The organism is Asaia platycodi JCM 25414 (assembly GCF_000614545.1).
Taxonomy (GTDB): domain Bacteria; phylum Pseudomonadota; class Alphaproteobacteria; order Acetobacterales; family Acetobacteraceae; genus Asaia; species Asaia platycodi.
Window position 1 is genome coordinate 238,513 of record NZ_BAKW01000001.1, and the last position, 22,036, is coordinate 260,548.

The window sequence follows — 22,036 nt, forward strand, 5'->3', positions numbered from 1 at the left end:
ATGAGGTGGTTGGTTTTTATCCCCTGTCAATGGCGGGGGCGGTAGCGTCAGGCTGGTGAGTGGGAACAGCGCTAGCGTTTCGGGTACGAAGACGATAGCGTTAGATGAGAACGATTCGCATAAATGATCTGGACTGCGCCACAGCAAGGAGTGCTCTGCCATGTTATGCACTGCCCCTCATTCCGACGTGTCACTCGCAACGCTGCGGGGCGTTCCGGAAACCATGCTGATCACGCTGGCGGCGCGCATTCTCGCTCCCGAGCTGGCGCCCGATCTCAATTTTCGCGACCGTACGGCAGAGGCTGTGGCGGCGCGGCTGGGTTTCGACCCGTCGCGTTTTGCTGCCGACCGGAAATCGATGCGTGGAACCATCCTGCGCGCCCGATGGTTCGACAGGGTCATCGAGGCCTGGCTTATGCGTCATCCGGCCACGCTCTGTCTGAGTTTCGGCTCAGGGCTCGATATGCGTCAGAATCGCCTGAACAATATCGATGCGGTGCTGTGGTACGATATCGAACTGCCTGAAATCCTGGCTCTGCGCGAACGGGTCCGTCCGCAGGGGATGATCGGCACCGGGCTGGTGAGCGACGAAATGGAGGCAGGGACGTGGCTCGATGCCTTGCCACATAGTCCCGGCCAGCCCATCCTGTTTTTCGCCGAGGGTGTGCTGATGTATCTGCCGTCAGAGATCGTGTGGCGCCTCTTTACCAGAATCAGGAATTTCGCCGCAGCGAGGAACGCCCCGCTTGGTATCCTCTTCGACTATGTCTCGCCTTTTGTTTCGCGGCACGCACACAGCAATTCCAGTGTGCGTCAGACAGGGGCGCGTTTCGACTGGAATCTGCGCCGCCCGCAGGATGTCCTGGCGCGTATTCCCGGTCTTGTTCTTCGCGAAGAATGCGATCTGGCGCGCGATATCAGCTGGGGCGCAACCTGCGTATCGCAAGTTCATGCATTTCTGACGCGTGGGTCAAGACTCTGCGGTGCGGCCCTGTTCGAAGCCGATGCCAGCGAGGGCTGATCAGCCTTGTCAGGCCGGGCAATCAGGGTGCCAAGAGCGCGGTCGAAAGCAGCGAGTGTCTCGTCGCTGACGTAATGCTCGATCCCTTCGGCGTCGACGCGGAGGGTCTCTTCACTGATGCCCAGAGCGCGGAGAAAGCTCTCGACGATGCGATGACGGTTCTTGGCCTCATCGGCCACGCTCTGGCCTTTCTCGGTCAGAAAGACACCACGATAGGGGCGGCGATGCACATAGCCTTCTGTCGAGAGGCGCGTAAGCATCTTGGCAACCGTGGGCTGGGAGACACCAAGACGGGTCGCGATATCGACCTGTCGCGCTTCGCGCCCTTCGGCCAGAAGATCGGCAATCAGCTCGACATAATCCTCGATAAGCGCATTGCGTCGCGCCGCACGATTCAGGCGAAACCCTTCGGACTGCGCATCCACGTCAGGAAGCGTGACCTCTGACATTGCCCTGGGCTCGTCGGTATGATCGCTGGGTTTCATGATGCCGCCTGTCATGAAGCCCTCATCGCAGATTAGGCCGTCGATCTCAACCGGGCTCATGCGGTCGGGGCGTTGTCTGCCATGCGCCGCCATGTCATGTCTGTGCCACCCGATCAGGCGCCCAGCAGGAAGAAGGACAGGATATGGCCGATCTCGACAGCATCGTTGCCGAAATCGCGCATGATATGCGAGGGATTACCGAGCGTGGCCATGTGGCGGATTACATTCCGCCTCTGGCCTGTGTCGATCCGGGAAAATTCGGCATTGCGTGATCGATGCCGGTGGTGGCGCGCATGTGGCAGGAGACGCCGATGAGGCGTTTTCGATCCAGAGCCTGTCCAAGGTCTTCGGGCTGACGCTGGCGCTGACCCTTGAGGGGAGCGCGCTCTGGACACGTGTGCGTCAGGAGCCGTCGGGGAGTGCGTTCAACTCCATCGTTCAGCTGGAGAGCGAGCAGGGCATTCCGCGCAACCCCTTCATCAATGCGGGGGCGATCGTCATTTCCGATATTCTCGTCTCGCAGTTCGGACGGCTGGGTGCCCGCCAGGCCCTGCTCGATTTTGCGCAATCGCAATCGGGAGCGTCAGAAGGGCTGCATATCGACGAGAACATGGCGCAGCAGGAGCGTGAAACCGGGTTCCGCAATGCGGCACTGGCCAATTACATGCGCACCTTCGGCAATATCAGAAATCCGATCGAAGACACGCTCGATCTCTATTTTCACCAATGCGCGCTGACGATGTCCTGCCGACAGCTTGCGGGTATTGGCGGCTATCTGATGACGGGTGGGCTCGATCTTCATTCAGGTCGCATGGTCACCTCCGTGCCCAACGCGCGCACCATCATGGCACTGATGATGATGTGCGGCCATTATGACGGCTCGGGTGCCTTTGCGATCAGGGTGGGATTGCCTGGAAAATCGGGCGTAGGCGGCGGCATTCTGGCCATTGCGCCTGGCTCGCTTCCGTTGCGGTCTGGTCGCCGGGGCTGAATGCACAGGGCAATTCCCTGCTCGGCACATTGGCGCTCGAAAAACTGGTTCAGAAAACGGGCTGGTCGGTTTTCAATCCGTTTCCGCTCTCGGTTCAAAAAATTACCTGATCACCTGAAAGGCATTGTCGCATGAGCAAGATTACCCAGTTCTCGACCATTGGCGCGCTGATGGCCGGGCATTTCCGTGGTGAGGCGCCACTTTCGGCTTTCTGCTCGCATCTGGCTTTCGGTCTGGGGTGCTCTGCCGAGATTAGTGGTGAGCTGACCATCCATGACGGAAAGGTGCATGAGGCAACGGCAGGTGAGGCGCTGCATTGTCTGCCGATGGAGGCCGAGATTCCGTTCGTTCAGGTGACGGATTTTGTGCCGCTGCAGGAGCGGGAGGTCACGTCCGTTACCCATGAAAACGCCGAGGCGCAGCTCAGCCGCTTTATCCGCCCCGATAATATCTTTCTGGCGGTGTCCATCAGTGGCTGTTTCGAGCATCTCGTACTGCGCCGTCCCCACCGCGCCGATGGCGGCAGTCGCAGTGTCGATGATGTCGCTGCCGCTCAGAAGGTGGACCAATACGAGAGGATTACAGGGCGCCTGATCGGCTTCTGGACTCCCGAATTATTCGGGCGTGTTTCTGTCCCGGGATTCCATTTTCACTTTCTGGACGAAACCTCACAGATCAGCGGTCATGTGCTCGAATTTTCGGCGCAGAATGCTGTGCTGAGCTTCGAAGAAAAAACCACGATTGAAATTATGAACCCGGCGAGCGAAGCCTTCAGAGCGCTCGAAATCGATGTCGATGCGCTCGACGAGATGATCCATCGTATCGAGAAATAGAGGGGCCGGGTTCTCAGGCGTTGAGGCGCAAATCTCTCTGGTGCGCATCTGCTGTCAATCGTCGTAGCCTCCCATCAGGCGTATGATGAAGCCTGTCTCGAGTATATGCGGGATTGCCAGCCCGATCTCTGCTGCAGGTGCTCGGATTCACGTTTCTGCGCGTCTTCCATGAGGAAACGACGATTTTGGGTTTCGATCCGTCTTTGATGTCTTGTGCCCTGGTCATGGCATGACATGATGGCCGACATCCCGATCGTCCTTTCTGACAAGGTGACATGAAACCTCTCGATCTCACGGTTATCCTGCTCTATTTCATTGCGATCTCGTTCCTGATCTGGTGCGTGAGCCGGAGGGCTGGGGGATCGTCCGAAGATTTTCTTTCAGGGCATCATGATCTGCCTGGTGGGCGCTCTGCCTGTCTCTGGTGGCTACCGAAACATCCACACTGACCTTCATCAGCATTCCGGGTGTCGGCTACACGCAGGGGCTTGTCTTCCTGGGTATCGCGGCTGGCTATTGTGTGGGGCGCAGCGCGGTCGCACTTTGGTTTCTGCCACGCTATGCCGAGGGCGCGCTGACCAGCGCCTATACGTTGCTCGGTCATCGTTACGGGGCGTCGATGCAGCGTCTGGCTTCAGGGGCCTTTCTCGTTACGCGGTTTCTGGCCGAGAGCATCCGCCTTCTGGCCGGGGCGCTGCCTGTGGTCTGGCTTTTCACCCATAGCGGGTTGCCAGTCGGGCGTTGGGCAGTTCTGGGTGCCATTCTGCTTTTCACCCTTGTCTATACCATCCTTGGCGGGCTGCGCGCGGTGGTATGGTCAGATGCGATCCAGCTCGGGCTGTATGGGTTCGGCGCCGCGCTCTGCGCGGTTTTCGTCGGACGACATCTGAGCGCGGCGGGTTGGCATCATGCCTGGCAGGGCGGGATGTTTCAGGTCTTTCATCCTTTGACCGTTCATAATTGGTGGCGTGACCCTTTCACCGTATCAGCTGCCGTGATCGGTGGGGCGGTGCTTTCCGTGGCGTCTCACGGCACCGATCAGCTTATGGTGCAGCGTCTTCTGGCGGCACGCTCCTTGCGCGAGGCGCGTCTTGCACTGATCGGGAGCGCTGTCGTGGTGGCGTTGTTGTTCGGGCTGCTGTCCTTGCTCGGGGTGCAACTCTGGATCAGTCAGGCAGGGCAGAGCCTTGCCGCATTAGGACTGGAGTCACCCGACGCGCTGTTTCCGCATTTCATTGTCAGTTCGCTTCCTGCCGGTATCTCGGGTTTGCTGATCGCGGGTGTGCTGAGTGCCACGATGGGGTCACTATCCTCCACGCTCAACGCAATGGCGGGGGCAAGCCTAACCGATTTCGGCCCGACACCCCGTCGCTGGATCGAAGGCCTGATGCGGACTATCGGCTACAGGCCGCGCACGCTTTCCGCCCCACGTTTCATGACGCTCTTCTGGGGGGCGGTGCTGCTGTCTGGCGCGGCGCTCTTCACGATGGGCAGCAAATCGGCGGTCATACTGGGCCTGACGATTGCAGGCTGGTCATATGGGCCGACGCTGGGGGCGTTTCTCTGCGCCCTGTTTCTGCCGGGGCTCGGTGCGCGTGCCGTTCAAACCGGCTTTGTAGTGTCGCTCAGTGCCATGGCACTCGTTCTGATCAGCGGACAGATGGGCGGTGTCTCGATCGCCTTTCCGTGGCTTGTCCCGCTGGGTATCCTGTTTCACCTTGGCGCCGCCGGGCTCGCCAGAGCCTCGGGTTTGGGACGAAACGGGCCGGACGAGGCCGTTAAGGAGCATCATGACCGATAAGCCGTCTTCCCCGCAGACCGAGGCGCATGACCCGCGCTACGCGACAATCGAGCTCTGGCCGACGGCGACCATTCTCGACTCTCTTGCCGAGGCCCAGATGGCCGCTACGGCACTGGTGCGCGCTGCGGTACCCGCGCTTGAAGTCGTGGTGGAAGCCGCCTTGCCGCGCCTTCGTGACGGCGGGCGGCTGTTCTATGTCGGAGCAGGCACGGCCGGGCGCGTCGGGATGCAGGATGGGGTGGAGTTGACCCCGACCTATGGCTGGCCATCGGAGCGTCTCGTGCTGATGCTGGCAGGTGGCAGCGGCGCGCAATCCCAGGCCGTAGAAGGCGCGGAGGACGATGAAGAGGCTGCGCGAAGCGAAATGGCGGCGCATCATGTCGGGCCGCATGACGTGGTGTTCGGTATCGCGGCGAGCGGCAATACACCCTATAGCTGCGCCGCCCTGAATGCTGCGCGTAAAGCCGGTGCTCTGACTGTGGGCATAAGCTGCGTGGCCGAAACACGACTTCTGCGCGAGGGCGAGCTGGGCATTCTGTTGCCGACTGGGCCGGAAGCCATTGCAGGATCGACCCGTCTCAAGGCAGGTACGGCACAGAAAGCGGCACTCAATCTGCTCTCGAGCACACTCATGATCCGTCTTGGTCATGTCTATCGCGGGCTGATGGTCGATATGCGTGTGACCAATGCCAAGCTCGGTCGCCGGGCTATTGCGATGGTGCGTAGCCTTGCCGGTGGGAGCGATACCGAAATCGGCGAGGCGCTGAAGCTCAGTCATGGCAATGTCAAACGCGCCGTCCTGCTGCGACACGGCATGACGCTGGAAGAGGCGGAAGCCGCGCTGACTGCGAACGGCAATAATCTTCACGCCATCCTCAAATCGTGAGGCCCGCATGACGATGCGCCCTGTCGAACCGGGATTTCTGCGTGTCATCGGGCTCATGAGTGGCACATCGCTCGATGGGGTCGATGCTGCCCTGATCGAGACCGACGGCACGCGCGTCGGGCGTCGTGGGGCATCGCTCAGTCTTGCTTACGATCCTGCGCTGCGTCAGGTGCTCTACGCCCTGTTTGATCGCGCGGCAGACCTGCGTGGTGATGAGCCCGAGTTGCTCTCGGCAGAGCGCGCGCTCACCGACATTCATGCTCAAGCCGTGCGTCAGGTTCTGGCGATCGAGGGCGAGGCTGATCTGATCGGGTTTCATGGCCAGACGCTGTTCCATGCGCCACAGTCGGGACGCACATGGCAGATCGGCGATGCGCTGCATCTCTCTGCGGCAACGGGTCTGCCGGTCATTCATGATTTTCGCAGCGACGATGTGCGGCGTGGCGGAGAAGGGGCGCCACTTGCTCCCTGGTATCACGCCGCCTGTCTGGCCGGGCAGGACGGCCCGGTGGCCATTCTCAATGTTGGCGGTGTGGCAAATGTCACTTTCGTTGGTCGCGACGGGGCTGTTCTCGCCTGCGATACCGGGCCGGGAAATGCCTTGCTGGATGATTGGGCCTTGCGTCACACGGGTATTGCCTGTGACCGCGATGGCGCGCTGGCGCTTGCAGGAGAGGTGGATGAGGCGCTTCTGACATCGCTGCTTTCGGCACCGTTTTTTCGCCGTCTGCCGCCCAAATCGCTCGACCGTCAGGCCTTCATTGCGGCCCTTGATTTGCTTACGCCTCTTTCCGCCGAAGACGGGGCCGCAACGCTTGTCGCCTTCACGGTTCAGGCTATTGCGGCCACGATCCTGCCTGAAATGCCCCGCGCGTGGTTTGTCTGCGGTGGCGGGCGCCATAATCCGGCGTTGATGCAGGCGCTTGCCAAGGCCCTGCCGGGCAGCGTCGCCCCGGTCGAGGCTCTGGGCTGGGATGGTGATATGGTCGAAGCCGAATGCTTCGCCTATCTCGCAATGCGCAGCCTGCGAGGGCTGCCTCTTTCGGCGCCGGGCATCACGGGCGCGCCGGGCCTTTTCACCGGCGGTCGCCTGAGTTGCGCTGCCATCCATCCTTCCACTGAGTTCCGGCAGCCTATGCCACGCATAGGAAATTGAGGTGAGTCGTGATCCTCATTGAGTGATGCGGCATTTCCGCATGCTCGATTGACAGTTCCGGCACGCTGATGCGTTGATACAATGAAACAAGGGATGGACCGACCAATGGGTAAAATTCTGGCAATTCTGGTGGGTGCGCTCACCCTGACCGCCTGTAATGGCATCGAACACGCGGCTTGCGCCAATGACCCAACAGCGAGTTCCTATCCGGTCGACAGCCCGAAGCAAGTTCTGCACACCTGCAACTGAGGCCGTAACACAGCCGTGACTCATCATAAGATGACAGACGAGTCATGTTTTAGTAGGGTCTGCGACAGGTAGAACAGGTCGATAACGCAGGGTGTTCTCCCTCACCGGGCAAGCGCGCGATGGAAGCGTGTTGGTCTCGTCGGGATGACTGCTCGTTGATCGGAAGGATACCGTCGATGAGCCCCCTGCGCTGGCAGATGATCGCCCTGTGCTTTGTTGCCAATATCATCAATTTTCTCGACCGCTCCAATCTGGCCATTGCAGTGCCACGCATCGAGGCAGAACTGCATCTGTCGCCGTTCCAGATCGGTCTCGCTCTGAGCGCCTTTTTCTGGACCTATGCGCTGATGCAGATCCCGGTCGGCTGGATGATCGACCGTTTTGGCGTCAGGCGCTGCCTTGCGGGCTCGGTGCTGTGGTGGTCGTTTTTCACGGCCGCGACCGCCTTTGTCTCGGGGCTGCCGAGTCTGATCGGGGCCCGGCTGCTGCTCGGAATTGGCGAGGCGGGTGCTTTACCCGGCTTTGCCAAGGTGGCCTTCAACTGGTTTCCCCGTACCGAGAGAGGTTCGCGAGTAGTATTTTCGATAGCGGCTCCCGCGTGGGTTCGGCGCTCGCCTTGCCACTTGTCGCGTGGCTGGTTGCGAGTGTCGGCTGGCGCCATTCCTTCATCTGGACCGGCGCGCTTGGCTTTGTCTGGGTGGTTATCTGGCTTTTCCTCTATCGCGACCCCAAAGACCACAAGCGTGTGACCGAGGCGCAGCGGGTTCTCCTTCATGACAGTCAGGGCATTGGTCAGGCCGCGACAGAGGCTGCACCTGTCTCGCTTGGCTATTTGCTGAGACAGCGCACAATCTGGGGCATGATGATAGGATTTTTCTGCCTCAATTTCGCGATCTATTTCTTCATTACGTGGTTTCCCAGCTTCTTGATGAATGCCCGGCACTTCTCGCTTGAGGATGTCAGATATTACGGTCTCTTCCCCGCGCTGTTTGCAATCCCGTTCGGGTGGATCGGTGGGGCCGTCTCCGACGCGCTGCTGCGCCGTGGCTGGAGTGCCACCAGCGCACGCAAGAGCTGCCTCGTCGGTGGTATGATCGTCTCCTGCGTGATTGCCTTTGCTCCGATCGTAGAGAGCTCGGTCACCGCTCTTGTGCTGATGGGCATTTCCTATGCTGCCCTCGCCTTTACCGCCGCCAATATATGGACTCTTCCGGGTGAGGTGGCCCCGAGCGCGGCTAATGTCGCGCTGATTGGCGCGTTACAGAATGGCGCAGCGAACCTGGCAGGTATCGGCATTTCTACCTTCACCGGCCTCCTGTTGATGCTCACTGGCGGTTCGTTCGTCCTGCCTCTCGCTCTGGCCGGGGCGCTGTGCCTCGTGGGGGCGTTCGCCTATCTCTTCATCATGGGGCCTGTCGAGCGCATTGCCTTGCCGCAGGACACGCGGAAGTGAGACGGGTCGGGCGCAACATCAGAGCAATTTCGCAGCTTCTACCCTCATGGTTGCAGAGGACAGGATTATTTTCATGACACAGGCGCTCGTCATTCACGCTCCCCACGATCTCCGGATCGAACAGCGTGACGTTCCTGCTCTGGCGCCGGGCGAAGTGCGCGTGCATGTCGAGGCAGGCGGAATATGCGGCTCAGACCTTCATTATTACCATCAAGGTGGTTTTGGTGCTGTGCGCATCAAGCATCCGATGATACTCGGTCATGAAATCGCCGGACGTATTGCAGAAAAAGCATCCGACGTCGTCGGTCTTGCTATAGGCGATGTCGTAGCAGTCAATCCCGGTCTGGCCTGCGGGCATTGTGACCAGTGCCTTGCCGGGCGCGCCAATCATTGCACCGATATGCGCTTCTACGGCAGTGCCATGCGCAACCCTCATATCGATGGTGCCTTCAGGCAGGACCTCGTCTGCCATTCGCGCCAATGCGTGAAAGCCATACACAAGTCTCCGGCAGAACTTGCGCTTTCGGAACCTTTTGCCGTGGCACTTCACGCAGTCAGTCGTGCGGGATCTCTGATGGGCAAGCGCCTACTCGTGACCGGGGCCGGGCCTATCGGTACGTTGGTGGCGGTGGCGGCACGGCTGAACGGGGCCAGAGACGTGATCGTCACCGACCTCCTTTCCGAGCCTCTGGTCATTGCTCTCAAGGCCGGAGCCGATCGAGTGATCAACTCGCGTGACACCCCTGAGGCGCTGGCGGCTCTTGGGCGCTCTGTCGATGTGCTGATCGAGTGTTCGGGCAATGAGCAGGCCCTGCGCAGGGGGCTCGATTTGATGGCGCCCTGTGGCACCATCGTGCAACTTGGTCTGGGTGATGATGTCACTCTGCCGCAGAGCCGCATCGTGACAGGCGAACTGAACTGGGTCGGTTCTTTCCGCTTCCGCGAGGAGTTCGCCCTGGCTGTCGATCTGATCGATTCAGGCAAGGCGGATCTGGCCGCGCTGGTCACGCAGCGTTTTGCATTGCAAGACGCAGGCAAGGCGTTCGATCTGGCCTCGAACCGTCGCGAGGCCATGAAAGTACTGCTCGAATTCTGATGGACGCCTCGTCTGTGGTCAGAACTGCGCTTAGACCGAGCCGATGGGCTCACGCGGCGAACCAGGGAAAGAACGCCGTGATTGCTGTTGGTCACGATAAGCTGCTTCGCCCAATCAGGGTGCCCTGACGGTCGAAAATGACCACATCGAGCTGGCACGCAGGATCACCGAGGGCGTTTCTGGCAATCTCAGCCGCACGCTGCGCGATAAGCTCTCCGAGCCTGTCATCGTCTATTGCCGCATACCCCTGAGCGATCGTCTGGGCGCGTTGCAGCCGGTCGATTTGAGCTTCACTGAGTCCCAGAGGGGCGGCAAGCAGCGCAAGAGCCTGTGGGTCGGCCAGCGTGCGGCTGGAATGCAGATCGAGATGGCCTTGGGCAAGTTTGGTCATTTTCGCGAGCCCGCCCGCTATCGTCAGGCGCGGCACAGGGTGACGGTGCAGATATTTGAGAAACCCACCCGCGAAATCTCCCATCTCGATCAGGGCCGGATCAGACAGAGTGTAAAGAGAACGTACCGAATTTTCCGAAGTCGCTCCTGTACTGCCCGCTATATGGGGCAAGCCGAGCGCGCGCGCGACATCAACACCGCGATGGATCGAATGAATCCAGGCCGAGCAGGAATAGGGAATGACGATCCCGGTTGTCCCGAGCACCGACAATCCGCCCAGAATACCGAGCCGTGCATTCAGGGTGCGTTCAGCCAGCTTCTCGCCATTGGCGATGGAGATTGTGACGCAGGCGTCGACAGGACCGGGCGTGATCTGCCCCAGTGCCGTGCAGATCATGGCGCGCGGCACTGGGTTGATCGCGGGCTCACCGGGCGGAAGCGGCAGGCCCGGCTGGGTGATGGTGCCGACGCCGTCTCCTGCCCGGAACAGGACCCCGCTTCCTGCCGGGGCAGCTTCGACATGCACCGTGATCAGCGCCCCATGGGTGACGTCCGGGTCGTCTCCGGCATCCTTGATCACGCGCGCCCAAGCGCGCCCGCCTTCACGGCCTGACCCGTCGAGCGCGAAAGTGACCTCCTTGCCATTTGGCAACGTGATGCTGACAGGGTTGGGGTAGTCTCCGGTCGTGAGCAGCGACCATGCGGCCTTGGCGGCTGCCGTGGCACAGCTTCCTGTCGTCCATCCCCGACGCAGGGCCGTGGCTTGCGTCATATCGGCTCTGCCTCCCTGCCATCCGGGCGGCCAGAGGCCGCGTCATTCTGCGCACGCGTTCTTCATCGCATTTCAGACCGGATCCCGCCAGAGCTTCGGAGGCGACATCAGGCATCGCACATCGCGCGGAAGTCTCAGAATATGGACATGTTGGCTGTTTTTGATGCGAGTAGCAGGAGAGCTTCTGATAGATTCCATCTCGAAATAGAAAAGAAAAAGGAGACCCAGACAATTCCCGAGCCTGTTTTAGCGATACTTGTTATCGCGGTCATAGCCTTTCTGGCTGTTTTCTTCTTACTCGGGGGTGTGCTGATCGTTCCCGGACGGATGGTCTATGTCACGGAGTTTCTGGGCAAGCCGCAGCGGAACCTGCTGGAAAGCGGGCTGCATTTTCGTATCCCGATTCTGAACCGCGTTGCTTACAAAGTGTCGTTGCAACAGATGCAGGTCGAGACGTCATCGGAGGTGAAGACGCTTGATGACGTGTTTATCGAGATCCGTTGGGTGCTGCTTTACAGCGTGCGCGATGACCGAGAGGCTGTATTCAGCTACGCCTATAAGGTCTCGCAGCCTGTCAAAAGGCTCGTCTTTCGTGTTGAGAATGAGATCAGGCAGATCGCTTCGACAATGACACTGGCCGAGCTCTATTCGCAGCGTAACGAGATTGCCCGGCGCGTGATTGACGATCAGGTGGCCGACGCGCTTGAATCAGGGCTGGATATTCACGCGTAACCATCGAGCAACCCATGCCCCCGCCCGAAATTCAGGAAGCGATGAATAACAAGCTGGCCGCGATTGCCCGCAAGGATGCCGCCCAGGCTGAAGCCGAGGCCGAGATGGTCCGCCGTGTGGGGATCGCCCGAGCCGAAGCAGAAAGCAAAAAGCTGCAAGGTGAGGGTATTGCCAATGAGCGCAAGGCCATTGCGGCCGGGTTTGCCGAAGCGGCCGAGTTGTTTCGAAAGAGCATCCCCGATGTCAGCGAAGATGCCATTCTCACGCTGATGCAGAACGTGAATCAGGCTGATATGGTTGTGACTGCCAGCCGCTCAGGCAAGGCGACGGTGATCTTCGTGCCAATCGACATGAATAGCGGCCAGATTGCCGCAGCGGCCTCGGGGCAGTTCATTCCCACCGCCAAGTGATTCCTGTGTGTTCCCGCCTTCGTGTCGCTCACCAAGCGAGACGAGGGCAGAAAATTCCTATGACTTTCCTATAAAGCTACGGGCTGCGCCTTCTGTCATTCCTATGGGGCGCGGATCGATAATCAGGCTCTCTTCTGGGAGCCTTTTTTCATGCTTGATGCTCTTTACGGCGCGCTCGGGCTTTTGGGCTTTATGCTCTGCCTGGGCTTCATCTCGGTCTGCAAAAGGATCTGACATGACGCCCGATCTCGTTTTTGGCGGCATCGTGACGCTTGGCCTTCTGGCCTATGTCACGGCTGTCCTTCTCCGTCCTGAAAGGTTCTGACCATGAGCCTTTCAGGATGGATCACCATTGCGGTGTTCTTTCTCTGCGTGGTCGCGCTGACACGACCGCTCGGAGGTTTTCTCAAACGCGTGCTTGAAGGGGAGCGCCATTTTCCGGGGCGTATGCTCGGGAAGCTGGAGCGGGGGCTTTATCGCCTTGCGGGCGTCGATCCGGCACGCGAGCAATCATGGTCGCATTACTCGCTCGCCGTGATCCTGTTCAAGATATTCTGCTTTATCGCCGTTTATGCGCTGCTGCGTCTTCAGGGCGTGCTGCCGCTCAATCCGGCAGGTCTCGCGGCGGTAGCGCCTGACCTTGCCTATAATACGGCCATCAGCTTTCTGACCAATACCAACTGGCAGAGCTATAGTGGCGAGACCACACTCAGCCCGCTCAGCCAGATGCTGGCTCTGACGGTGCAGAATTTCGTTTCCGCCGCTGCAGGCATCGCTATCGCCGCCGCGATCATGCGTGGCTTCGTGCGGCGTAGTGCCACGACCATCGGCAATTTCTGGGTCGATCTGGTGCGCGTCACGCTCTACGTGCTGCTTCCCGCCTGCGTATTGCTAACCCTGTTTTTCGTGCTTCAGGGGGTGCCGCAGACATTATGGGGCAGTGTTACGGCTTTCACGCTTGAAGGGCGTCATCAGACTATCGCACTCGGCCCTGTTGCCTCCCAGGAGGCGATCAAGATGCTGGGCACGAATGGCGGCGGGTTCTTCGATACCAACTCGGCCCATCCGTTCGAGAATCCCAACGCCCTCACCAATTTTGTGCAGATGCTTTGTATCTTCGCCCTCGGCGCAGGGCTGACGAACATGTTCGGCCGCATGATCGGACAGGAGAAGCAGGGCTGGGCCATTTTCTCGGCTATGGCAGCGCTGTTCCTGATCGGGGTAGGGGTGCTCTACTGGTCCGAAGCCCATGCCAACCCGCTTTTCGCCTCGCTCGGTCTTGATGGCACGCTCGGTAATATGGAAGGCAAGGAGACACGCTTTGGCGTGGTCGCATCGGCACTCTTTGCCACGGTCACGACCGATGCCTCATGCGGTGCGGTCAATGCGATGCATGAGAGCTTTCTGCCGCTCGGTGGCATGGTGCCCCTCATCAACATGATGCTCGGTGAGGTGATTTTCGGCGGGGTAGGCTCCGGGCTTTATGGCTTCCTGCTCTTCGCTCTGATTGCCGTCTTCATGGCCGGTCTGATGGTCGGGCGCACGCCGGAATATCTGGGCAAGAAAATCGAGGCACGCGAAATCAAGATGACCATGCTGGCCGTGCTCTGCCTGCCGCTGGTCATGCTCGGCTTTACGGCGCTTGCCGTCGTTATTCCCGCAGCTGTCGGCCCTGTCCGCCGGCGGCCCGCACGGGTTCACCGAGGCGCTCTATGCCTATACCTCTGCCGCCGCCAATAACGGCAGCGCTTTTGCCGGGCTGACCGCCAACAGCTTCTGGAACGTCACTCTGGGCATAGGCATGATGATCGGCCGGTTCTTCGTGATCATTCCGGCACTTGCCATTGCGGGGTCTATGGCTGCCAAGAAGGTCGCAGCCCCCACGCCCGGCACTTTCCCGACCGATAACGGGCTGTTCATCGCGCTTGTGGCCGGTGTGATCGTGATTGTCGGTGGTCTGACCTTTCTTCCCGCTCTCGCTCTCGGTCCGATTGTCGAGCATCTCGCGATGCTCCACGGCACCACCTATTAAGAGGCGCTTGTCTCATGATTTCCTTTCCTTCTCCCGCGCCCCGGTCTGACGGGGTGCGCAAAGAGCCGCGCGCCCGTGCGGGTGTGCTGAGCAGCGCGCTGGTCCTGCCCGCAATGGCAGAAAGCCTGCGCAAGCTCGACCCGCGCGTGATGATACGCAACCCGGTCATGTTCGTGGTCGAGGTTGTAACCGTGCTGACCACCATTCTGCTGCTTCGTGACGTCATCAAAGGGGCGCCCCATACGGGTTTTGCGCTTCAGATCACGCTCTGGCTTTGGTTCACCTTGCTTTTCGCCAATTTTGCCGAAGCCATTGCCGAAGGGCGCGGCAAGGCTCAGGCAGATTCACTGCGCCGCACCCGCACCGAAACGCGCGGCAAGCGTCTGATCCCCACCGATACCGGGCTTTACTCTCCCGCCGGGCTTTATGAGGAAGTCGCGGCGCCAGAGCTTGCGGTGGGTGATGTGGTTCTGGTGGAGCCGGGCGATTTCATCCCGAGCGATGGCGAGGTGATCGAGGGCATCGCGTCTGTCGATGAATCCGCCATTACGGGTGAATCCGCCCCCGTCATACGCGAGAGCGGCGGCGACCGGTCTGCCGTGACGGGCGGCACGCGTGTTCTGTCAGACTGGGTGATCGTGCGGATTACGGCAGCACAGGGCTCGACCTTTCTCGATCGCATGATCTCGCTGGTCGAAGGGGCGCAGCGTCAGAAAACACCCAATGAAATTGCGCTGACGATCCTGCTTGCCGGCATGACGCTGATTTTCATCATCGCGGTCGCGACCATTCCTTCCTTCGCCCATTACGCTGGGGGTAGCATCTCGGTGCTGGTGCTCGTGGCGCTTTTCGTCACGCTCATCCCGACGACGATTGGCGCACTGCTTTCGGCCATAGGTATTGCGGGCATGGATCGCCTCATACGCTTCAATGTGCTGGCCATGTCGGGGCGTGCGGTCGAGGCGGCGGGCGATGTCGATACGCTTCTGCTCGACAAGACGGGCACCATCACGATCGGTGACCGTCAGGCCTGCGCCTTTATGCCTGTGCCGGTGTGACCGAGCAGCAGCTTGGTGATGCCGCCCAGCTTGCCTCGCTGGCGGATGAGACACCTGAAGGCCGCTCCATCGTGGTGCTAGCCAAGACGCGTTTTGCCTGCGCGGGCGCGAACTCATCGCCACCGGGGCGCATTTCGTGCCCTTCACCGCGCAGACACGCATGAGTGGCGTCGATATCGGGGCGCGTCAGATACGCAAAGGCGCGGTCGAGAGCGTGATTGCCGCCACTGGCGAGAGCGCGGCCTCGGTGGCGCAGATACGCAGCATTGCCGATGGCATTGCGCGACAGGGCGGCACGCCGCTGGCCGTGCTGGATGACGGGCGTCTTCTGGGCGTGGTGCATCTCAAAGACGTGGTGAAAGGCGGCATACGCGAGCGTTTTGCCGAATTGCGCCGCATGGGTATTCGTACGGTCATGATCACGGGTGACAACCCGCTGACTGCAGCCGCCATTGCTGCCGAGAGTGGTGTGGACGATTTTCTGGCCCAGGCGACACCCGAAGCCAAGCTGGCGCTGATCCGCAGCGAGCAGGAATCCGGCAAGCTGGTCGCCATGTGCGGCGACGGCACGAATGACGCCCCCGCCCTTGCCCAGGCCGATGTCGGTGTTGCCATGAATACCGGCACCGTAGCTGCGAGAGAGGCCGGGAACATGGTCGATCTCGACAGTGACCCGACAAAGCTGATCGAGATCGTGGGTATCGGCAAGCAATTGCTGATGACACGCGGCGCGCTCACGACCTTCTCGATTGCCAATGACGTGGCCAAGTATTTTGCCATCATTCCGGCGATGTTCGTCGGATTCTATCCCGCGCTGTCAGGGTTGAACATCATGCATCTGGCTACGCCGGAAAGTGCGGTTCTGTCTGCCATCATTTTCAACGCGCTGATCATCATCGCCCTTATTCCGCTTGCTTTGCGTGGCGTGCGCTATCGCCCGGTCGGTGCTGCCGCCCTGCTGCGCCGCAATCTGCTCGTCTATGGCGTGGGCGGTCTGATCGTGCCGTTTATCGGCATCAAGCTGATCGACCTTGTCGTCACCCATATCGGTCTGGTCTGAGGAAATACTCATGGTCCTCTCTCAACTGCGCCCGGCGCTCGTCCTGTTCCTCCTGCTCTCAGCCCTGACCGGTCTGGCCTATCCTCTGGGCATGACGGCGCTCGCAAACCTGCTCCTGCCTGAGAAAGCGACGGGCAGCCTCATCCACGCCAAGGGCTGGGTGATCGGTTCGAGCCTGATCGGGCAGGATTTTACCGCGCCGCGTTATTTCCACGGGCGCCCTTCGGCCACGATGGGGCCTGACCCCAGCGATGCGTCGAAATCGATCGCCATGCCCTATAACGCCGCTGCCTCTCTCGCCTCTAATGCCGGACCGACCTCAAAGGCGCTGCTCGATCAGGTAACGGCGCGTACATCTGAGCTTCGTGCCGAAAACCCCGATGCGATGGCACAGGGCTGGCGTATTCCGGTCGAACTCGTAACCAGCTCTGCCAGCGGGCTCGACCCCGATATCTCGCCCGACGCCGCTTTTTTCCAAATTGCCCGTGTCGCGAAGGCACGGGGGTTGTCGCCTGACCGCGTGCGTCATCTCGTGCAGAGCCAGACAGAAGCGCCGATCCTCGGTTTTCTGGGGGAGCCGCATGTCAATGTGCTGGCGCTCAATCAGGCGCTCGATAGACTGGGCCAATGACCCCACGCGATTACGACCGCCCGGACCCTGACGCACTGCTTCGCCAGAATGGCGGTTCTTCACGTCGGGGAAGGCTGAAGATCTTTCTCGGCGCGGCGCCGGGTGTCGGCAAGACATTCGAGATGCTTAGCGCGGCCCATCAGCAGCAGCGTGAAGGGGTGGCGGTACTGATCGGCGTGGTCGAGACCCATGGCAGAAGCGAGACCGCTGCCCTTGTGGAAGGGCTGGCCGCGCAGGGGACGCGGCCTGTCGCCTATCGCGGACAGATGCTGCAGGAGATGGATCTCGATGCCCTGCTGGAAAGTCGCCCCGCGCTCGCCCTTGTTGACGAACTGGCCCATAGCAACGCGCCCGGCTCGCGACACCCCAAGCGCTGGATGGATGTCGAAGACCTGCTTGCTGCGGGCATAGACGTCTATACCACGGTCAATATCCAGCATCTCGAAAGCCTGAACGACGTCATCGCCTCCATCACCCGCGTGCGTGTGCGCGAAACGGTGCCGGACCGGGTGGTAGAGCAGGCCGATGAAGTGGAACTGATCGACCTCACCCCGAACGATCTGTTGCAGCGCATGCGCGATGGCAAGATCTACGGCCCGCACACGGCGGGTCGCGCCATGCTGCATTATTTCTCGCCCGGCAATCTGACCGCCCTGCGCGAACTGGCCCTGCGCCAGACGGCGCAGCAGGTCGATGCGCAGCTTGTTGACCACATGAAGGCCAATGCCATTGCTGGCCCCTGGGCAGCGGGCGAGCGCGTGATGGTATGCCTGACCCTGCAGGATGGCGATGCCAGCCTGCTGCGCTATGGCAAGCGTCTGGCGGACAGGCTGCACGCGCCATGGATCGTGCTGCATGTCGAGACCAGTCGCGATCTGACCGACGATGCCCGCGCCCGCATGGCGTCGCAGATGCATCTGGCGCAGTCGCTTGGGGCCGAGACCGTGACCATTCCGGGGCATGATGTGGTGCTCGATGCGCTCTCTTTTGCCCGCGCCCAGAACGTCACGCAGATTGTGGCGGCGCATCCTGCCGGATCGGGCTGGGTCGGGCGGTTGCGGCAGATTCTGGGGCGTAGCGCGACCGAGCGGCTGATCCAGCGCTCCGACGGCTTTCCGGTGCATGTCGTGCCGCGCTCTGGCGAGGCGGTAACGGGGCGTCTGCGCGAGAAGATCAAACCAAGCCTGAGCCTTATCTGGGCAGCACGGCCATTGTGCTGGCGGCGCTGGGTCTGGCGCTGCTGCTGCGTCAGGGTTTTGAAGTAAGCAATGTCTCGCTCGCCTTCCTGACCGCCATTCTGGGCGTGGCGGTGGCCTATGGGCTCTGGCCGTCTCTCTGGGCCTCGCTGCTCGGGATGCTTTGCTTCAATTTCTTCTTTCTGCCGCCGCTTTATACCCTGACCATTGCGGCGCCCGATAATGTGGTGGCGCTGTTCTTCTTTTTCGCCACGGCCCTGATTGCGAGCAATCTGGGCGCGCGCGTGCGCAGTCAGGCGGTGGTGGCGCGGCATCGGGCTGAAATCACGCAATCGCTCTATCATTTCAGCCGCACCATTACCGGCATGATCAAGCTGGATGATCTGCTCTGGTCGGTCAGCCACCAGATGGCGACCCTGCTCAATTGCCGCGTCGTGCTGTTGATGCCCGAAAACGGGGTGCTTCGCGTGCAGACCTCTTATGATTCCGGCCATCCAATCGGGGAAGACGGTTTTGCCGCAGCAAGCTGGGCCTGGAAAAACAACCGCGTGGCCGGGCGTGGCTCCGATAATCTTCCCGGCGTGCGCTGGCTCTTCATGCCGCTGCGCACGGGGCGCGGGCCAGTGGCCCTGCTCGGGATCGACCGCGACCGCGGCGGGGCCTTGCTGGATGCCGAGCAGCAGGGCTTGCTTGACGCGCTGGGCGAGCAGACAGCGACCGCGATTGAAAGCATTCTTCTGGCGCGCGATCTCGACCGTGTGCGCCTAGACGCCGAGACCGACCGCCTGCGCGGGGCGCTCCTGACCTCGATCTCCCATGACCTACGCACACCGCTCGCCTCGATATTGGGCGCAGCCTCCAGCCTGCGCGACTATGGCGAGGCTTTGGGGGAGGAGGGGCGTCACGACTTGCTCACGACACTGACCGACGAGGCCGAGCGGCTGAACCGCTTTGTCGGCAATCTGCTCGACATGACACGGCTGGAGGCTGGCGCCCTGCCGCTGCGTCACGAACCGGTCGATTGCGCCGAGGTGGCGGCCTCAGCTCTTTCACGCGCCGCGAACCTGCTGGATGCGCATTCTGTAGCCCTGGAGGTCGCACCCGATCTGCCGATCGTACCGCTCGATGACGTGCTGCTTGAGCAGGCGCTGTTCAATATTCTCGATAATGCCGCCAAATACACCGCGCCCGGCACGCTTATTACGGTCAGGCTGTCGGTGGAGGCGGCGTGTCTTGTCATCGCCATTCTGGACGAGGGGCTGGGCTTTGGCGCGCGCGACCCGGCGGTGCTTTTTGCCAAATTCACCCGCTTCGCCGCTGCCGACACGGCGCGGGCGGGCACCGGCTGGGGCTTGCCATTGCGCGCGGTTTCGTTGAAGCGATGGGGGAGAGATAACGGCGGCAAACCGACCCGACCGGCAGGGGGCCATGTTCACCCTGCGCTTTCCTCTGGCAGAAAAGGCATCCTGATGAGCGACCCGACCCTTCTGGTTGTCGATGACGAACCCGCCATCAGGCGTTTGCTGCGCACCACGCTCGCGAGCCAGTCATGGCGCATTCTCGAAGCCGGGTCAGGCGAGCAGGCCCTGCAACGCGCCAGTGAAACCCCGCCCGATCTCGTTCTGCTCGATCTGGGTCTGCCGGATATGGACGGGGTAGAGGTGCTGCGCCAGCTACGCCGCGACCGGCCCAATCTGCCCGTGGTCATTCTTTCAGTGCGTGACGACGAGCGCGGCAAGGTTGCGGCCCTCGAAGCCGGGGCGGATGACTACGTGACCAAACCCTTCAGCATGGCCGAACTCATCGCCCGCCTGCGCAACGCCCTGCGCCACGGCCTGCAACAGGAAGGCACGGTGCCACTCTTCACCTCGGGCGATCTGACCATAGACCTCGTCCGCCGCCAGATTTTTCGCAGTGGCGAAGAACTCCGCCTCTCGCCCCGCGAATGGGACATCCTGCGCATGCTGGTGCGCTACGCAGGCCGCGTGCTGACCCATCAGACCATCATGAAACAACTCTGGGGCCCGACAGGCGATGTGCAGCAGCTGCGGGTCTATATCCGCCAGATCAGACAGAAGATCGAGCCAGACCCGGAGAGGCCGAGGCATATTTTGACCGAGACGGGGGTAGGGTATCGTCTAAGGAAGTGCGATGACCTGTGAGGCGGAGGGTTCCGCGATAAGAAACTATCCAAGCGGCTCGTTTCAGATATCGTTGATATCGGAATTGGGCGGTGGTGCTACTAATAACTCGGAGATACTTGAGAAAGTTGTTCGTTGCCGATCACCAAAAACTACTGTGTCTCCATCGTTTAAAATGGTAGTGCAAGCCGGGTATTGGGAGGGTATCTCACGAATACGCTGCATCGCCTCAGTATCTAACAATAAAAACCTTCTCTCAGCTACGGCGATAATGTGGCGACAATCATCCGTCCAAGCAATATGGCGACCTGCACCGCCAGTTTTTACTGCACCACTGCGTATAAGAATTTGGCCATTCTCTGCGAGGCAATATAGAGTCGTTGTATCGCATCGTCAGCGTAATCTGTACCGTAAAATGCTATTCTGCTGCCGTCTGGTGATAAACGGGCATGAGATATTGTCATTCCAAAGCTGAATATCTGGGGTTTGGAAACGTGTAATGGCCATGTTCGTACAGACACGTAGCCTTTAGAATGAGGATGATTGTAGTTGGAAGCTTTTGGGTTGTGAAATATTCCCCATATGCGTCTTTCGCGGTCATGGGAGATGACAGATATCTGTTCGTCCCAGTACTCTTCTCGATAGGTCGGGTTGAGTTTGGATATGCTGCGGATGGTCAGTACGCCGCCCCAAGATCCATCCACGATATACTGCCCATCAGATGAAAAGCAGAGATTGCTTCCTTCGCCCTCTTTTTTGTTATTGAAATCCGTTGTTGTTGCACCAGTTTTTGGTCTATAATTACAATATGTCCACTTGTGGATTTTATTGCGAGATGGCTACCATCGGTTGAAAAATCATAGGAAGATGGATGTGATAGCGGGTGGCTAACCGATAGTCTTTTTCTGTTTTCTGTGTTCATAACAGAAACGTTGCGCCGAATCAGTGCAGTAAGCCCATGACTGGTGTGGCGGGATAGAAAAGACGTTCCAGGCCACGAAGAATTTTTTTTCATGATTTTCCCTCATTATTTTATTTTTGGTATCATATAGAACAACTATCTTCTCAGCATGAAAATTTGGGAATATGTAAATCGATTTTCTAAGAACGATGGTTCATATTCACCTATTTTCGTTTGATATGAAATGGTTTGAAAAAGGTTGCTATCAGTATTCTGTTTGGAAAAATAGAATTAGCGATCGTTGAGTGTGCGAAGGAATATAACGATCCGATTGCGCTCACTAATGTTCAAGGCAGGCATTTTGCGCAGATTGAAAGGAGCGTCAGTCTTGTCGATATTTTGCCAATATTTTTGTTTCAAGTCATCGTACAAGGCCAAAGTTTTGTCCGCGTGGCGCGGATAAAACCGCTCTGGCTCAATATCCCGTAGCACATAAAAATCCATCACCTGACGCAGCGAGGTGAAGACGCCGTTATGGAAGAACACCTTACGTGTGGCGCTGTTGCGCAGCGATGGGGTGCGGAAGAAGCCACAATAGGCATCGTTGTGGCCGATATCCGTGCGACCCGCCGCGCAGAGGCCGAGATCGTAGGTACTTTTGGGGGCAAGGGGATTACGCGGGGCGGCGAGGGCTTCGTACTGATGGTCGGTGAAGAGAGGGGGGCGGCCTTCCTCATCCACC

20 protein-coding genes and 3 pseudogenes are annotated in these 22,036 nt (G+C 59.9%); 19 read left to right on the plus strand and 4 right to left on the minus strand.

Translation table 11 applies throughout. From position 1 onward, the window contains the following. Window positions 1-160: 160 nt before the first annotated feature. Window positions 161-1,021: a class I SAM-dependent methyltransferase gene (locus JCM25414_RS01120; protein WP_025840456.1), complete on the plus strand. Its 861-nt coding sequence runs from the start codon at window positions 161-163 to the stop codon at window positions 1,019-1,021. On the opposite strand, the gene mntR is transcribed toward JCM25414_RS01120, so the two are convergent. Then, window positions 949-1,506, minus strand: a complete 558-nt coding sequence (gene mntR / locus JCM25414_RS01125) for a manganese-binding transcriptional regulator MntR (protein WP_277910933.1) — start codon at window positions 1,504-1,506, stop codon at window positions 949-951. The genes JCM25414_RS01120 and mntR overlap by 73 nt on opposite strands. 143 nt (window positions 1,507-1,649) lie before the next feature. Between mntR and JCM25414_RS15715 the strand changes: the two are divergent. The 9 genes and pseudogenes from JCM25414_RS15715 to JCM25414_RS01170 all read left to right on the plus strand — a co-directional run bounded on the left by JCM25414_RS15715 (window position 1,650) and on the right by JCM25414_RS01170 (window position 9,971). Further along, window positions 1,650-2,607: pseudogene (locus tag JCM25414_RS15715) on the plus strand (glutaminase). 21 nt (window positions 2,608-2,628) lie between these two features. Continuing rightward, window positions 2,629-3,330 (plus strand): acetolactate decarboxylase, encoded by a 702-nt coding sequence (locus JCM25414_RS01135; protein ID WP_025840458.1) that lies wholly within the window; start codon window positions 2,629-2,631, stop codon window positions 3,328-3,330. Between the two features lie 275 nt (window positions 3,331-3,605). Continuing rightward, window positions 3,606-3,779: a hypothetical protein gene (locus JCM25414_RS23865; RefSeq protein ID WP_206777941.1), complete on the plus strand. Its 174-nt coding sequence runs from the start codon at window positions 3,606-3,608 to the stop codon at window positions 3,777-3,779. After that, the gene (locus JCM25414_RS15720; protein ID WP_051535596.1) at window positions 3,755-5,131 is read left to right on the plus strand and encodes a sodium:solute symporter; all 1,377 of its coding nucleotides are present in this window, start codon (window positions 3,755-3,757) and stop codon (window positions 5,129-5,131) included. The genes JCM25414_RS23865 and JCM25414_RS15720 overlap by 25 nt, the downstream gene beginning before the upstream one ends. Continuing rightward, window positions 5,121-6,017: an N-acetylmuramic acid 6-phosphate etherase gene (locus JCM25414_RS01150; RefSeq protein WP_025840459.1), complete on the plus strand. Its 897-nt coding sequence runs from the start codon at window positions 5,121-5,123 to the stop codon at window positions 6,015-6,017. Before JCM25414_RS15720 ends, JCM25414_RS01150 begins: the two co-directional genes overlap by 11 nt. A gap of 7 nt (window positions 6,018-6,024) precedes the next feature. Continuing rightward, complete coding sequence (locus tag JCM25414_RS01155; RefSeq protein ID WP_408734853.1) at window positions 6,025-7,173, plus strand: anhydro-N-acetylmuramic acid kinase; 1,149 nt, start codon at window positions 6,025-6,027, stop codon at window positions 7,171-7,173. Between the two features lie 105 nt (window positions 7,174-7,278). Then, the gene (locus JCM25414_RS23230; RefSeq protein ID WP_159101683.1) at window positions 7,279-7,422 is read left to right on the plus strand and encodes a hypothetical protein; all 144 of its coding nucleotides are present in this window, start codon (window positions 7,279-7,281) and stop codon (window positions 7,420-7,422) included. Window positions 7,423-7,619: 197 nt separating this feature from the next. After that, window positions 7,620-8,875, plus strand: a pseudogene (locus JCM25414_RS24025) (MFS transporter). A gap of 73 nt (window positions 8,876-8,948) precedes the next feature. Beyond that, complete coding sequence (locus tag JCM25414_RS01170; RefSeq protein ID WP_025840461.1) at window positions 8,949-9,971, plus strand: L-idonate 5-dehydrogenase; 1,023 nt, start codon at window positions 8,949-8,951, stop codon at window positions 9,969-9,971. A gap of 91 nt (window positions 9,972-10,062) precedes the next feature. On the opposite strand, the gene JCM25414_RS01175 is transcribed toward JCM25414_RS01170, so the two are convergent. After that, window positions 10,063-11,133, minus strand: a complete 1,071-nt coding sequence (locus JCM25414_RS01175; RefSeq protein WP_025840463.1) for a cobalt-precorrin-5B (C(1))-methyltransferase — start codon at window positions 11,131-11,133, stop codon at window positions 10,063-10,065. Window positions 11,134-11,439: 306 nt separating this feature from the next. Between JCM25414_RS01175 and JCM25414_RS25635 the strand changes: the two genes are divergently transcribed. The 9 genes and pseudogenes from JCM25414_RS25635 to JCM25414_RS26275 all read left to right on the plus strand — a co-directional run bounded on the left by JCM25414_RS25635 (window position 11,440) and on the right by JCM25414_RS26275 (window position 20,414). Next, on the plus strand, window positions 11,440-11,865 hold the full coding sequence (locus JCM25414_RS25635) for an SPFH domain-containing protein (RefSeq protein ID WP_206777942.1): 426 nt from the start codon (window positions 11,440-11,442) through the stop codon (window positions 11,863-11,865). A gap of 14 nt (window positions 11,866-11,879) precedes the next feature. Beyond that, complete coding sequence (locus tag JCM25414_RS25640; RefSeq protein WP_025840466.1) at window positions 11,880-12,275, plus strand: SPFH domain-containing protein; 396 nt, start codon at window positions 11,880-11,882, stop codon at window positions 12,273-12,275. A gap of 235 nt (window positions 12,276-12,510) precedes the next feature. After that, entirely contained in the window at window positions 12,511-12,600 is a 90-nt protein-coding gene (locus JCM25414_RS22755) for a potassium-transporting ATPase subunit F (protein WP_035442376.1), read from the plus strand. 2 nt (window positions 12,601-12,602) lie between these two features. Then, window positions 12,603-14,015, plus strand: a complete 1,413-nt coding sequence (kdpA, locus tag JCM25414_RS15735; RefSeq protein WP_456303443.1) for a potassium-transporting ATPase subunit KdpA — start codon at window positions 12,603-12,605, stop codon at window positions 14,013-14,015. After that, window positions 13,918-14,307 (plus strand): potassium-transporting ATPase subunit KdpA, encoded by a 390-nt coding sequence (locus JCM25414_RS27080; protein WP_456303444.1) that lies wholly within the window; start codon window positions 13,918-13,920, stop codon window positions 14,305-14,307. Before kdpA ends, JCM25414_RS27080 begins: the two co-directional genes overlap by 98 nt. A 113-nt stretch (window positions 14,308-14,420) precedes the next feature. Beyond that, a pseudogene (gene kdpB, locus JCM25414_RS15740) lies at window positions 14,421-16,425 on the plus strand (potassium-transporting ATPase subunit KdpB). Between the two features lie 10 nt (window positions 16,426-16,435). Then, window positions 16,436-17,056 (plus strand): potassium-transporting ATPase subunit KdpC, encoded by a 621-nt coding sequence (kdpC, locus tag JCM25414_RS01210; protein WP_025840469.1) that lies wholly within the window; start codon window positions 16,436-16,438, stop codon window positions 17,054-17,056. After that, entirely contained in the window at window positions 17,053-18,321 is a 1,269-nt protein-coding gene (locus JCM25414_RS24035; RefSeq protein WP_242403213.1) for a hypothetical protein, read from the plus strand. The genes kdpC and JCM25414_RS24035 overlap by 4 nt, the downstream gene beginning before the upstream one ends. Further along, entirely contained in the window at window positions 18,270-20,414 is a 2,145-nt protein-coding gene (locus JCM25414_RS26275) for a response regulator (RefSeq protein WP_369345958.1), read from the plus strand. The genes JCM25414_RS24035 and JCM25414_RS26275 overlap by 52 nt, the downstream gene beginning before the upstream one ends. A 655-nt stretch (window positions 20,415-21,069) precedes the next feature. On the opposite strand, the gene JCM25414_RS22760 is transcribed toward JCM25414_RS26275, so the two are convergent. Further along, window positions 21,070-21,408: a hypothetical protein gene (locus JCM25414_RS22760; protein WP_148300886.1), complete on the minus strand. Its 339-nt coding sequence runs from the start codon at window positions 21,406-21,408 to the stop codon at window positions 21,070-21,072. 177 nt (window positions 21,409-21,585) lie between these two features. Further along, window positions 21,586-22,035: a hypothetical protein gene (locus JCM25414_RS24045; protein WP_242403214.1), complete on the minus strand. Its 450-nt coding sequence runs from the start codon at window positions 22,033-22,035 to the stop codon at window positions 21,586-21,588. Between the last annotated feature and the right edge of the window lies 1 nt (window position 22,036).

Excerpts from the sequence above, each read along its gene's own strand:
- JCM25414_RS01120 (WP_025840456.1), top strand. The coding sequence starts at position 161 with ATGTTATGCACTGCCCCTCATTCCGACGTGTCACTCGCAACGCTGCGG.
- mntR (WP_277910933.1), bottom strand. The coding sequence starts at position 1,506 with ATGAAACCCAGCGATCATACCGACGAGCCCAGGGCAATGTCAGAGGTC.
- JCM25414_RS01135 (WP_025840458.1), top strand. The coding sequence starts at position 2,629 with ATGAGCAAGATTACCCAGTTCTCGACCATTGGCGCGCTGATGGCCGGG.
- JCM25414_RS23865 (WP_206777941.1), top strand. The coding sequence starts at position 3,606 with ATGAAACCTCTCGATCTCACGGTTATCCTGCTCTATTTCATTGCGATC.
- JCM25414_RS01150 (WP_025840459.1), top strand. The coding sequence starts at position 5,121 with ATGACCGATAAGCCGTCTTCCCCGCAGACCGAGGCGCATGACCCGCGC.
- JCM25414_RS01155 (WP_408734853.1), top strand. The coding sequence starts at position 6,025 with ATGACGATGCGCCCTGTCGAACCGGGATTTCTGCGTGTCATCGGGCTC.
- JCM25414_RS23230 (WP_159101683.1), top strand. The coding sequence starts at position 7,279 with ATGGGTAAAATTCTGGCAATTCTGGTGGGTGCGCTCACCCTGACCGCC.
- JCM25414_RS01170 (WP_025840461.1), top strand. The coding sequence starts at position 8,949 with ATGACACAGGCGCTCGTCATTCACGCTCCCCACGATCTCCGGATCGAA.
- JCM25414_RS01175 (WP_025840463.1), bottom strand. The coding sequence starts at position 11,133 with ATGACGCAAGCCACGGCCCTGCGTCGGGGATGGACGACAGGAAGCTGT.
- JCM25414_RS25640 (WP_025840466.1), top strand. The coding sequence starts at position 11,880 with ATGCCCCCGCCCGAAATTCAGGAAGCGATGAATAACAAGCTGGCCGCG.
- JCM25414_RS22755 (WP_035442376.1), top strand. The coding sequence starts at position 12,511 with ATGACGCCCGATCTCGTTTTTGGCGGCATCGTGACGCTTGGCCTTCTG.
- kdpA (WP_456303443.1), top strand. The coding sequence starts at position 12,603 with ATGAGCCTTTCAGGATGGATCACCATTGCGGTGTTCTTTCTCTGCGTG.
- kdpC (WP_025840469.1), top strand. The coding sequence starts at position 16,436 with ATGGTCCTCTCTCAACTGCGCCCGGCGCTCGTCCTGTTCCTCCTGCTC.
- JCM25414_RS24035 (WP_242403213.1), top strand. The coding sequence starts at position 17,053 with ATGACCCCACGCGATTACGACCGCCCGGACCCTGACGCACTGCTTCGC.
- JCM25414_RS22760 (WP_148300886.1), bottom strand. The coding sequence starts at position 21,408 with ATGAAAAAAAATTCTTCGTGGCCTGGAACGTCTTTTCTATCCCGCCAC.